Here is a 12,522-nt window from a genome sequence, read left to right on the forward strand (position 1 = left end):
CGACTGTACCCGGCGGTATGCGGCTGCGACAATCTTCATCACGTTTCGGGCGGCGGGGCGTTGGGCATTTAGCCGCCTTTTGGTGGACTGAGTCGCGATGAGTCGACTTGACGTTCGACATTCGTTCGACTCGTTATCGGACACGCAGGGCGGCAGGGGGAGCGGCGGCGGAGCCGCACCAGCCCGGAGCGGAGCGTTCCGTCAGGCGACCGAAACGGCTCCCGATGCTCCCGCGGCCGACTCCTCCATGGTCAGCGCCTCGCGGATGCCCGCCGCCACCGTCCCGTGCACGGGCAGGGCGAGGTGCCCCACGCCGCTCACCCGCACGTTGCGGGAAAGCAGATCCGGGTGATCGATACGGCCCGACTCGACCGGCACCACGATCTGATCGAGGTCGCTCCAGAAGGCGATGAAATGCGTCGCGCAATGCGGGACCGGCGCGGCGAGCGCCGCGATGACTTCCGAATCGGGGCGCATCTGCCGCACCAGGGGATGTACGGACATCGGCGGCGCCACCCGCGTGCCGCCGTGCGGCGTGCCGAGGGTGACCAGGGTGCGCACGCGGGCGTCGCCGCCGAGCTGCTGGATGTAGTAGCGCGCTATCAGGCCGCCCAGGCTGTGCCCGACCATGTCGACCCGCTGCGCGCCCGTGGCGGCGCACACCTCCTCGACGTGCCGGCCCAGCAGCGCGGCGGCCGTGCGGATGTCGCAGGTGGTCAGGGGGGAGTAGTTGAGGGACCACACCTGCTGCCAGCCGTGGCGGCGCAGCGAACGGCGCAGCAGCACGAAGACCGAGCGGTTGTCGACGAAGCCGTGGAGCAGGAGGACGGGCAGCTGCACGGCGGGCGCCACGGCGTCCGCCGCGGGAGAGGCGGGCGGTCCGGGTGCCGCGGGCGCCGGCGGCGGGCGGCGCTCCTGGGCGATTCCGGTGGGGTAGATCAGGACGTGCGCGGTGAGGATCGCCAGCTCCAGGACCGTGGACCGCACCAGCGCGGCCGACGGGAGCGCGAGCGGGCGCGGGCGCAGGAGCGAGCAGGAACGCAGAAACGCACGCGTGCGTAAGAAGCTGGAGATGAAAGAAGAGGGCCCCATGGCCGACCGACCTCCCGAAACGGCACCCGGAGGCGACTCCCTCTCCCGGGTGCTCTCACAGGCAGCCGGTCGCGGCCTGCCGGGCCCCTGTGCCGTGCGGCTGGCGGCACACCGGCCCGGCGGCCCCGTCGCGGCTCCCCTCGCAGCGCCCCCGCCCGGCGGCTCGGAAGAACGAGCGGCTTGTGTGGCCCATGAGGCGCGGGGGAAGGGAGCGGTGCGTAGCGAACGTGGTGTCCCACGTGTGATTTGCCCCTCGCTCCTCGCCACGAAACTGCCGGTTGCGGGATGCTGGGGATAACGTTCGTTCACGTCCTCGGCCCTGTGGGCGCGGGGAACCTCGCGGCCGGTTGACGGCAGCCGTACATGGAGGCAGTGATGGGAGTGACCGGTCCGATCCGTGTGGTGGTGGCCAAGCCGGGGCTCGACGGCCACGATCGCGGCGCCAAGGTCATCGCACGGGCGCTGCGCGACGCCGGCATGGAGGTCATCTACACCGGTCTGCACCAGACGCCCGAGCAGATCGTCGACACCGCGATCCAGGAGGACGCCGACGCGATCGGCATGTCCATCCTCTCCGGCGCGCACAACACCCTCTTCGCCAAGGTGATAGAGCTGCTGAGGGAGCGCGACGCGGCGGACATCAAGGTCTTCGGCGGCGGCATCATCCCCGAGGAGGACATCCCCCCGCTCAAGGCCCAGGGCGTCGCGGCGATCTTCACCCCCGGTGCGACGACGGCGTCGATCGTGGAATGGGTCAACGCCAACGTCCGTCACCCGGCCGACGCCTGACCTGCCGGGCCGCGCCCCGCAAGGGCGGGGCACGGCCCGTGGGCCGGAGGACGTCCCAGCAGGTCAGCGCCCGTCCCCGCGGGGCCGGGGCGCGTCCCCGGCCAGTTCCGCCTGCATCGTGGCGCGCAGCCGGAGCGTGCCTATGAGGCGCTGGAACGCCTCCTCCCAATAGCTCGCCGCACCGGACGCACCGGATGTACGGGACGCACCGGATGCGCCCGACTCGCCGGCAGCGTCCGGCGCCGTCTCCGGGCGGGCGGTGAGCGCCTCCAGCCGGTCGGCCTGGTGCGGGTCGAGGCAGCGCTCGGCCAGGCCCATCACCCCGCTGAAGCTCCACGGGTAGCCGCCCGCGTCCCGGGCGCTGTCCAGGGCGTCCACGACCGCCCGTCCCAGCGGCTCGGCCCAGGGCACCTCGCACACCCCGAGCAGCCGGAACGCCTCCGACAGCCCGTGCGCCCCGATGAACTCGGCGACCCACGCGGCCCGTTCCTCCGGTGGCAGCGCCGACAGCAGCTTCGCCGGGTCCAGCCACGAGGAGCCCTCCGGCCTGGGCGGTGACGTCGCCGGGCCGAGCAAAGCGCGCGACCACTCCGCGTCCCGCCTGCGCACTGCGGCCCGGCACCAGGCCGCGTGCAGCTCCGGCTGCCAGCCGTCGGCCACCGGCAGGGCCACGGCCGCGGCCGCGCCGTCCACGCCGAGGCGCTCGCACCAGATGTCCAGCGGAGCCGTCTCCACCAGCTGGCTCAGCCACCAGGAGCGCTCGCCGCGACCCGACGGCGGCTTGGCCACGATGCCGTCCCGCTGCATTCCGGAGTCGCACTCGTGCGGGGCCTCGACCACGATGCGCGGCCCGGTGCCCCCGGTGCGGTCCAAGGCCACGCAGGCCCTGGCGCGCTCGGCCGTCCGCGCCGACAGCGCGGAGCCGGAGAGGGCGGACAGCAGCTCGGCCGCGACGGCCCGCACATTGCGGCTGCGGTCGGACAGGGCCTGTTCCAGGAAGGGTTCGTCGGCGAGGGAGAGTTCCTCGCGCAGCGCGTCCAGGAGCAGCAGCCGGTCCTCCGCGCGCTCCTTCGGCCATGCCTCCGTGAGCATCTCCCGCGCGGCGGACGGATCACGGCGCCGTACGGCCGTCAGCACGGCGACCCGCTCGGCGAACAGGCCCTCCTCCCAGACGCGCTGCTCGCTCTCCGGCCCGGAGCCGGTGCCCGCCGCCGGGGCCGCACCGCCCGCCGGGCGGCCGCGCAGGGCGTACTTCCACTGCGGGTTGAGCCGGGCCAGCCACAGGGCACGGGGCCCGCCGAGGGCCAGGGCCGCCGGGCGCAGGTCGCTGCGGGCCCGGGCGGCCTCGAGCAGGCCGGGCAGCAGCGCCTCGGGGGCGCGGTAGCCGTGGTCGTTGGCGGCCTCCAGCCACTGGGGGAGCAGTTCGGTGAGGTCGGGTGTGCTGCCGCGCCGTCCGCCGCCGGGGGCCGCCCGGTCCGCGAGCAGCAGCGTCAGCCGCCGCCGCGCGGCTTCCGGCAGCGGGGCCCGGGCATCCTCCGGTGCGGCCGCGGGCCGTGCCGCGGCGGCCGCCGGGAGCAGTGCGGCGCGCCGCTGCACGGTGCGCAGCGCGGCCGCGTCCAGGAGCGCCGCGGCGGAGTCCTGCCCCTCCCGGGGCCGGGTGGGCGGTGTGCGCCGCTCGGTGCCGAGCAGGGCGGCGGAGACGAGGTCGTCCCAGGTGCCGGTCGTCATGTGCTTGCCTGCCTTCCGTTCCTGCGTGTCGGCCCGTGTCCACGGGGCCGTTCCTGCCGGGCCGTGTCGCGTGGGAGCGCCGGTCCGGTACCTGGCGCCCGGCTCAGAGCGCCACCGGCTCGGGGGCCCACGCCGCCAGCGGGGTGAAGCCCCGGTGCCCGCACTCCCCGAAGACCCGCACCGGGGTGCCCCCGGACACGGCGGCCAGTCGCCACAGACCCGGGTCGTCGCCCCCGCACCGGCCGTCCACCGGCAGGGCGAAATCACCCTCGGCATCGGCCAGTTGCCAGCCGTGCCCCTCCGCGTCCGGTATCGGGACGGCCGCCGACAGGACCACCGGCCAGGCCTCCAGCCAGGGGTCGTCCCGCAGCGCCTCGCCGTAGGCGTGCAGCGCCGCGCGCGCGTCACCCCCCGGCGGCGGGGCCGGGCAGGGCCCGGGCGCCGAGTGCCGTGTGCCCAGAACCGCGCGCAGCGGCCGGGCGGCGGGGTGGAAGACCAGGTCGGCGTCCATGGCGAGGCCCACGGGAAGGGACAGCTCGACGGCCCGGCCCGGCGCGCCGTAGGCGAGGAGCAGGGCCATACGGCCCGTCTTCCGGCCGTGCAGCCAGATGCGACGGGTGATCAGACGGCCGTCGTCGCTGTCCTGCTGGGCCAGGACGAGCCAGTGGTCCCGGACGGGCGGGCCGGAGGCCAGCAGCGAGGCCGTGTCGGCCGAGATGCCCACGCGGCTGCGGACCGTTGCCGCCAGCGCCTCCGGCAGTTCGTCCACGCGCAGGTACCCCTGGCCGAGCGTGTGCAGCAGCGCGCACTCCTCCAGCAGCCGCGACGCCCGGTCCGCCCCCGCCCCCGCCCCGGCGACGGACGCCAACTCCCGTACGCGCGCGGCCAGTCCCGGCGCCTGGGCGTCGACCATGCGGGCCGCCGTCTCCTCCCACTGCCCGTACGCCGCCCCCTGGACCGCCGCGAGCCCGCCCCGCAGGAGGTCGGACAGCCGCTGCTCCAACTCCGCGGCGCCCGAGGCGATGCGCCCCGCCCGCCGCTCCGCGCGGCGCCGCGCCGCGTCCGCATCCCCCGGCGCCGGCGAGGGGGCCGCCGCCCCCGCCGCGGACCGCCCGGCGCGCTCCCGGCGCCGCTCCAGCCACTGCCCTGCCCAGTCGGGAGGCGGGACCGGCGAGACCGGCACCGCCTCCTCCCCCTCGGACCACAGCAGCAACAGCCCCAGAGCGTGCTTGCACGGGAACTTGCGGCTCGGGCAGCTGCAGTGGAAGCCCGGCCCGCTCTGCCCCGCCAGGTCCACGACCGTGCGGTACGGCTTGCTGCCGCTGCCCGCGCACTCCCCCCAGACCGCGCCCGCGCCCCCGTCCGGCTGTGCGCCCGCGCCCGACCACGGACCGGGCGCCGCGAGCTTCGCGCCCGCCTTGCGTGATGCGGCGTCAGGTGCCAGCGCGAGCACCTGTTCCGCCGTCCAGCGTTCCCCCTGCGGATTCATGGTCACGAAGGTAGGGCCCCCCACTGACAATCGCCTTGACCTGCGGTTTCGCTCCGCCGGGGCCGATTGTCAGTGGTGTGGTGCAGGGTGGTGGACACATCCCGGAACCCGCACGACGAGGGGGACTTGTGACCGTGTCCGGAATCGAGACCGAAGCCCTGCGACCGCACGCGGAGGACGCCTTCGCCGACGAGCTGAAGGCCCTCGCGGCGGCCGACGACCGCCCCAGGCCCGAGCGTTGGCGGCTGTCGCCCTGGGCCGTCGCCACCTACCTGCTCGGCGGCACGCTGCCCGACGGCACCGTGATCACGCCCAAGTACGTCGGCCCGCGCCGAGTCGTCGAGGTCGCCGTCACCACGCTCGCCACCGACCGCGCACTGCTCCTGCTCGGCGTGCCCGGCACGGCCAAGACCTGGGTCTCCGAGCACCTGGCCGCCGCCGTCAGCGGCGACTCCACCCTGCTCGTGCAGGGCACCGCGGGCACGGCGGAGGAGTCCGTCCGCTACGGCTGGAACTACGCCCGCCTCCTCGCCCACGGCCCCAGCCGCGAGGCGCTCGTGCCCAGCCCCGTCATGCGGGCCATGGCCCAGGGCATGACGGCCCGGGTCGAGGAGCTGACCCGCATCCCCGCGGACGTCCAGGACACCCTGATCACCATCCTGTCCGAGAAGACCCTGCCCATCCCCGAGCTGGGCGAAGAGGTCCAGGCCGTGCGCGGGTTCAACCTGATCGCCACCGCCAACGACCGCGACCGCGGCGTGAACGACCTCTCCAGCGCCCTGCGCCGCCGCTTCAACACCGTGGTGCTGCCGCTGCCCGCCACTGCCGACGCCGAGGTGGACATCGTCGCCCGCCGCGTCGACCAGCTCGGCCGCTCCCTCGACCTGCCGGCCGCGACCGGCGGCACCGACGAGATCCGCCGCGTCGTGACGGTCTTCCGCGAGCTGCGCGACGGCGTCACCGCCGACGGCCGCACCAAGCTCAAGTCGCCCTCGGGCACGCTCTCCACGGCCGAGGCGATCTCCGTCGTCACCGGCGGCCTGGCCCTCGCCGCGCACTTCGGCGACGGCGTGCTGCGCGCGGGCGACGTGGCCGCGGGCATCCTCGGCGCCGTCGTCCGCGACCCGGCCGCCGACCGCGTCGTCTGGCAGGAGTACCTGGAGACGGTCGTGCGCGAGCGCGACGGCTGGAAGGACTTCTACCGCGCCTGCCGCGAGGTGTCGGCATGACCGGTTCCGCCGCCCCGGTGCTGCTGGGCGTGCGCCACCACGGCCCCGGCTCCGCGCGGGCCGTCCGTGCGGCCCTCGACCAGTGCCGGCCCGCCGCCGTGCTGATCGAGGGCCCGCCCGAGGCCGATGCTCTCGTCCACCTCGCCGCGGACGAGGGCATGCGCCCGCCCGTGGCGCTGCTCGCCCACGCCGTGGACGACCCCGGCCGCGCGGTGTTCTGGCCGTTCGCCGAGTTCTCCCCGGAGTGGACGGCCATCCGCTGGGCCCTGGACCGCGACGTGCCGGTCCGCTTCATCGACCTGCCCGCCGTCCACACCCTCGCACTGCACGGCGAAGCCCCGGACGGGCCTGCGGCCGACGGGGCGCCGGAGCCTCAGGACGGGCCGGACGGCGGCGGGGCCGCCCCCCGCCTCGACCCCCTGGCCGCCCTCGCGGCCGCCGCCGGGTACGACGACCCGGAGCTGTGGTGGGAGGACGCCGTCGAGCACCGCCGCGACGGCGGCCCGGCGGCGGGCGACGCGCTCGCGCCCTTCCAGGCCATCGCCGAGGCCATGGCCGAGCTGCGCGCCGTCTTCGGCGAGGACGGCCTCGAAGGCGACGGCTGCCGCGCCGACCGGGACGGCGTGCGGGAAGCGCACATGCGGCTCAAACTCCGCGAGGCCCGGGGCGAGTTCGGGGACGGGCTGGCCGTCGTCTGCGGCGCCTGGCACGTGCCGGCCCTGACCGCCAAGCGGACCGTCACCGCCGACCGGCAGGCCCTCAAGGGCCTGCCCAAGGCCAAGGCCGAGCTGAGCTGGGTGCCGTGGACCCACCGGCGCCTCGCCCGGCACAGCGGCTACGGCGCCGGGATCACCTCGCCCGGCTGGTACGGCCACCTCTTCCGCGCCCCCGACCGGCCCGTCGAGCGCTGGATGACCGGCGTCGCCCGCCTGCTGCGCGAAGAGGACTTCCCCGTCTCCTCCGCGCACGTCATCGAAGCGGTACGGCTCGCCGACTCCCTCGCCGTGATGCGCGGACGGCCCCTCGCCGGGCTCGCCGAGACCACCGACGCCATCCGGTCGGTGATGTGCGACGGCTCGGACGTCCCGCTCGCGCTCGTGCACGACCGGCTGATCGTCGGCGACGTGCTCGGAGAGGTCCCCGAGTCCGCACCGGCCGCACCGCTCCAGCGCGACCTGGCCCGGCTCCAGCGCAGCCTGCGCCTCAAGCCCGAAGCCGCCTTCCGCGACTGGGAGTTCGATCTCCGCAAGGACAACGACGCCGCGCGCAGCCGATTGCTGCACCGGCTGCGGCTGCTCGGCGTCGGCTGGGGCGAGCCCCTGCCCTCACGCACCGGGCTCGGCACCTTCCGGGAGAGCTGGCGGCTGTGCTGGGAGCCGGAGCTGTCCGTGCGCCTCGCCGAAGCGAGCGCCTGGGGCACGACGGTGGAGGGCGCGGCGGTCGCGAAGGCCGAGTCCCTGGCGGGCGGGGCCGGGTCCCTCGCCGAGGTGACCTCCCTGGCCGAGCGGTGCCTGCTGGCCGGGCTGTCCGGCGCGCTGCCCGTCGTCATGCGCGCCCTCGCCGACCGTGCCGCCCTCGACGCGGACGTGGCCCACCTGGCCCAGGCCCTGCCCGCGCTCGTCCGCTCCGTGCGCTACGGCGACGTGCGCCGGACCGACACCGCCGCGCTCGGCGAGGTGGCCGAGGGTCTCGCCGAGCGCATCTTCGTCGGCCTGCCCGCCGCCTGCGCGGGCCTCGACGCGGACGCGGCGGCCGAACTGCGCGGCCATGTGGATGCGGTGCACCAGGCGGTGGCGCTGCTGGCGGAGAGCGCCGGGCGGAGCGCGGCGGACGGGCCCGCCGGCCCCGGCTCCCCGTCCGGGATACGCGGGCGCTGGGCCGCCGTGCTGAAGGTCCTCGCCGGGCGGGACGGGCTCCCCGGCGGCATACGGGGCCGGGCCGCCCGGCTGCTCCTGGACGACGGGCGGCTGGCCGAGGACGAGGCGGCCCGGCTCATGGGCCTCGCCCTCTCGCCGGGCACGGCTCCGGCCGGGGCGGCCGCCTGGATCGAGGGGTTCGTCGGCAGCGGCGGCTCCGGGGGGATGCTGCTCGTCCACGACGAGCGCCTGCTCGGTCTCGTCGACGCCTGGCTCACCGCCGTGCCGCCGGACGCGTTCACGGACGTGCTGCCCCTGCTGCGGCGCACCTTCTCCGCGTACGAGCCCGGGGTGCGCCGCACGCTGGGCGAGCTGGTCCGGCGGGGCGGGCCGGGCGGCGCGGACGCGGCGGGTGCGGCCGGCGGGGCGAGGACCGGGTTCGGCCCGGGCCTGGACGAGGAGCGCGCGGCGGCGGTGCTGCCGACGATGCACCTGCTGCTGGGCATGGCGACGGCGGGGGCGCCCGCGTGACGACGGGCCGGGGGACCGAGGGACCGGCAGCCCGAGGGGGCGGGGGAGCAAAGAGACATGGGGACATGGGGACTAGGGGGCAGAGCACATGACGGGCACGACGATCACTACTGAGGAATCCGCCGGGGAATCCGCCGAGCGCCTGCGCCGCTGGCGGCTCGTCCTCGGGGCCGAGGCGGACGGCGGTGGCACGGGCTGTGCGCTCGGCGGCACGGACGCCGCCATGGACCGGACCCTGGAGGCCCTCTACGGCTCGGGGCCGGGCACGGGCGCCGGGGGGCGGCGCGAGGCCGGGCTGGGCGGGTCGGCGCCGCGCATCGCCCGCTGGCTGGGGGACATCCGCACGTACTTCCCGGCCTCCGTCGTTCAGGTGATGCAGCGCGACGCCATCGACCGGCTCGGGCTGTCCGCCCTGCTGCTGGAGCCGGAGATGCTGGAGGCCGTCGAGGCGGACGTCCACCTCGTCGGGACGCTGCTGTCGCTGAACCGGGCGATGCCGGAGGCCACGAAGGAGACCGCGCGGGCCGTCGTCCGCAAGGTCGTCCAGGACCTGGAGAAGCGGCTGACGCAGCGCACCCGGGCCACGCTCTCGGGCGCCCTCGACCGCTCGGCCCGGATCAGCCGCCCCCGCCATGCCGACATCGACTGGGACCGCACCATCCGGGCCAACCTCAAGAACTACCTGCCCGAGTACCGCACGGTCGTCCCGGAGCGCCTGATCGGCTACGGCCGGGCTGCGCAGTCGGTGAAGAAGGAGGTGATCCTCTGCATCGACCAGTCCGGTTCGATGGCCGCGTCCGTCGTCTACGCCTCCGTCTTCGGGGCCGTCCTCGCCTCGATGCGCGCCCTCGACACCCGCCTGGTCGTCTTCGACACGGCCGTCGTGGACCTCACCGACCAGCTGACCGATCCGGTGGACGTGCTGTTCGGCACCCAGCTCGGCGGCGGCACGGACATCAACCGGGCGCTCGCCTACTGCCAGTCGCGGATCACCCGTCCGGCGGAGACCGTTGTGGTCCTCATCAGTGATCTCTACGAGGGCGGAATCCGCAACGAAATGCTCAAGAGGGTGGCGGCCATGAAGGCGTCCGGCGTCCAGTTCGTCACCCTGCTGGCCCTGTCCGACGAGGGTGCGCCCGCCTACGACCGGGACCATGCGGCGGCGCTGGCCGCCCTCGGCGCACCGGCCTTCGCCTGCACCCCGGACCTCTTCCCGGAGGTGATGGCCGCGGCCCTGGAGAAGCGCCCGCTGCCCGTGCCCGACGCGGCCGCCTGACACCGCGCGGGCCGGGCGTGCGGCCGGGTGGCGGCGTACGGGCGCCGTCGCGATCTGTGAGCGTAATCACGGCCGGAGTGTGACCTGTGATTTAGGGACCTCCCGCCTGCGGGGATAACCTGCGAGACGGACATGCCGCGTCAACGGTGAACGTGTGCCGCCCTCGCCCGTGCTACCCCGGGGCGCAAACCCCCGGACCTTTGCGGAGATCGCGCCCTCACGCCGCCCTGCGGCACGCCCGCGCAGACAACGAACCGCGATATCCATGGAAAAGGGACGGACGCGCGTGGACCTGTTCGAGTACCAGGCGAGGGACCTCTTCGCCAAGCACGGTGTACCGGTGCTGGCCGGTGAAGTCATCGACACGCCTGAGGCGGCGCGCGAGGCCACTGAGCGTCTGGGCGGCCGTTCGGTCGTCAAGGCTCAGGTGAAGGTCGGTGGCCGTGGCAAGGCCGGCGGTGTGAAGCTGGCCGCCACCCCGGACGAGGCCGTCGCCCGCGCGACGGACATCCTCGGCATGGACATCAAGGGCCACACGGTCCACAAGGTCATGATCGCCGAGACCGCTCCGGAGATCGCCGAGGAGTACTACGTCTCGTACCTCCTCGACCGGACCAACCGCACCTTCCTGGCCATGGCGTCGGTCGCCGGCGGCATGGACATCGAGGAGGTCGCTGCCACGACCCCCGAGAAGCTGGCCAAGGTGCCGGTCGACGCCAACGAGGGCGTCACCATCGAGAAGGCCCGCGAGATCGTCGCCCAGGCGCAGTTCCCGGCCGAGGTCGCGGAGCAGGTCGCCGAGGTCCTCGTGACCCTGTGGAAGACCTTCCTCGCCGAGGACGCGCTCCTCGTCGAGGTCAACCCGCTCGCCAAGGTCGCCGACGGCCGCGTCATCGCGCTCGACGGCAAGGTCTCCCTGGACGCCAACGCCGAGTTCCGCCAGCCCTCGCACGAGGAGCTCGAGGACAAGGCCGCCGCCAACCCGCTCGAGGCGGCCGCCAAGGCCAAGGGCCTCAACTACGTCAAGCTCGACGGCCAGGTCGGCATCATCGGCAACGGCGCGGGTCTCGTCATGAGCACCCTGGACGTCGTCGCCTACGCCGGTGAGAACCACGGTGGCGTCAAGCCCGCCAACTTCCTCGACATCGGCGGCGGCGCCTCCGCCGAGGTCATGGCCAACGGCCTTGAGATCATCCTGGGCGACGAGGACGTCAAGTCCGTCTTCGTCAACGTCTTCGGTGGCATCACCGCCTGTGACGCGGTCGCCAACGGCATCGTCCAGGCCCTGGCCCTGCTCGAGTCCAAGGGCGAGAAGGTCGAGAAGCCGCTCGTCGTGCGCCTCGACGGCAACAACGCGGAGCTGGGTCGCAAGATCCTGACCGACGCCAACCACCCGCTGGTGCAGCAGGTGGACACCATGGACGGCGCCGCCGAGCGCGCCGCCGAGCTGGCCGCTAAGTAAGGGACGAGGTCACCAGAAACATGGCTATCTTCCTCACCAAGGAATCCAAGGTCATCGTCCAGGGCATGACCGGCTCCGAGGGCCAGAAGCACACCAAGCGCATGCTGGCTTCCGGCACGAACATCGTCGGTGGCGTGAACCCGCGCAAGGCCGGCACGACCGTCGACTTCGACGGCAACGAGGTCCCGGTCTTCGGCTCCGTCAAGGACGCCATGGAGAAGACCGGCGCCGACGTCACGGTCATCTTCGTCCCGGAGAAGTTCACCAAGGACGCGGTCGTCGAGGCCATCGAGGCCGAGATCCCGCTGGCCGTCGTGATCACCGAGGGCGTCGCGGTCCACGACACCGCCTCGTTCTGGGCGCTGGCCCAGGCCAAGGGCAACAAGACCCGCATCATCGGCCCCAACTGCCCGGGTCTGATCAGCCCCGGCCAGTCCAACGCGGGCATCATCCCGGCCGACATCACCAAGCCCGGCCGCATCGGTCTCGTGTCCAAGTCCGGCACGCTGACCTACCAGATGATGTACGAGCTGCGCGACCTCGGCTTCAGCTCCTGCGTCGGCATCGGTGGCGACCCGATCATCGGCACCACCCACATCGACGCCCTGAAGGCCTTCCAGGACGACCCCGAGACCGACCTGATCGTCATGATCGGCGAGATCGGCGGCGACGCCGAGGAGCGGGCCGCGGACTTCATCAAGGAGCACGTCACCAAGCCGGTCGTCGGCTACGTGGCCGGCTTCACCGCGCCCGAGGGCAAGACCATGGGCCACGCCGGTGCGATCGTGTCCGGCTCGTCCGGCACCGCCCAGGCGAAGAAGGAGGCCCTGGAGGCCGCGGGCGTGAAGGTCGGCAAGACCCCGTCCGAGACCGCCCGTCTCGCGCGCGCCGCGCTGGCCGGCTGAGCCGGAGCGGACGCCGCAACCAGGCCGTAGCGCTCGAGGCGTGGGCCCGTACTCCGTCAGGGGTGCGGGCCCACGCCCGTTCGGCGGCCGCACGCGGGCGGGAGCCCGCAACTCCGAATGGCGCAATAAGGGCATGAAAATGCCCTCTCCCGATACATTCGATGC

At 74.3% G+C, this 12,522-nt stretch carries 9 protein-coding genes; 6 read left to right on the plus strand and 3 right to left on the minus strand.

The features are described 5' to 3' along the window. Window positions 1-201 precede the first annotated feature (201 nt). The gene (locus AC1Z4A_RS19245) at window positions 202-1,092 is read right to left on the minus strand and encodes an esterase/lipase family protein (RefSeq protein ID WP_483680439.1); all 891 of its coding nucleotides are present in this window, start codon (window positions 1,090-1,092) and stop codon (window positions 202-204) included. A 375-nt stretch (window positions 1,093-1,467) separates the two neighbouring features. Here AC1Z4A_RS19245 and icmB point away from each other — a divergent pair, with 375 nt between their 5' ends. Further along, the gene (gene icmB, locus AC1Z4A_RS19250; protein ID WP_483680441.1) at window positions 1,468-1,881 is read left to right on the plus strand and encodes a coenzyme B12-dependent isobutyryl CoA mutase small subunit; all 414 of its coding nucleotides are present in this window, start codon (window positions 1,468-1,470) and stop codon (window positions 1,879-1,881) included. Window positions 1,882-1,944: 63 nt separating this feature from the next. Here icmB and AC1Z4A_RS19255 read toward each other — a convergent pair whose 3' ends face one another. Together AC1Z4A_RS19255 and AC1Z4A_RS19260 are read right to left on the minus strand one after the other, a co-directional pair. Next, window positions 1,945-3,609, minus strand: coding sequence for a DUF5691 domain-containing protein (locus AC1Z4A_RS19255; protein ID WP_483680443.1), 1,665 nt, complete (start codon window positions 3,607-3,609; stop codon window positions 1,945-1,947). A gap of 103 nt (window positions 3,610-3,712) precedes the next feature. Continuing rightward, window positions 3,713-5,098, minus strand: a complete 1,386-nt coding sequence (locus tag AC1Z4A_RS19260) for an SWIM zinc finger family protein (protein WP_483680445.1) — start codon at window positions 5,096-5,098, stop codon at window positions 3,713-3,715. Between the two features lie 128 nt (window positions 5,099-5,226). Between AC1Z4A_RS19260 and AC1Z4A_RS19265 the strand changes: the two genes are divergently transcribed. From AC1Z4A_RS19265 to sucD, 5 genes are all read left to right on the plus strand, one after another. Beyond that, on the plus strand, window positions 5,227-6,327 hold the full coding sequence (locus AC1Z4A_RS19265) for an ATP-binding protein (RefSeq protein ID WP_483680449.1): 1,101 nt from the start codon (window positions 5,227-5,229) through the stop codon (window positions 6,325-6,327). Continuing rightward, window positions 6,324-8,714 carry a DUF5682 family protein gene (locus AC1Z4A_RS19270; protein ID WP_483680451.1) on the plus strand — a complete coding sequence of 797 codons (2,391 nt, stop codon included), beginning with the start codon at window positions 6,324-6,326 and terminating at the stop codon, window positions 8,712-8,714. Before AC1Z4A_RS19265 ends, AC1Z4A_RS19270 begins: the two co-directional genes overlap by 4 nt. 88 nt (window positions 8,715-8,802) lie before the next feature. Beyond that, window positions 8,803-9,990, plus strand: coding sequence for a VWA domain-containing protein (locus AC1Z4A_RS19275; RefSeq protein WP_483680453.1), 1,188 nt, complete (start codon window positions 8,803-8,805; stop codon window positions 9,988-9,990). 286 nt (window positions 9,991-10,276) lie between these two features. After that, a complete protein-coding gene (gene sucC, locus AC1Z4A_RS19280) occupies window positions 10,277-11,452 on the plus strand; it encodes an ADP-forming succinate--CoA ligase subunit beta (RefSeq protein WP_483680455.1) in 1,176 nt (391 codons plus the stop codon). A 20-nt stretch (window positions 11,453-11,472) separates the two neighbouring features. After that, entirely contained in the window at window positions 11,473-12,357 is an 885-nt protein-coding gene (gene sucD, locus AC1Z4A_RS19285; RefSeq protein WP_483680457.1) for a succinate--CoA ligase subunit alpha, read from the plus strand. The last annotated feature ends 165 nt before the right edge of the window (window positions 12,358-12,522 follow it).

Source organism: Streptomyces sp. 17_S59, from assembly GCF_056930295.1.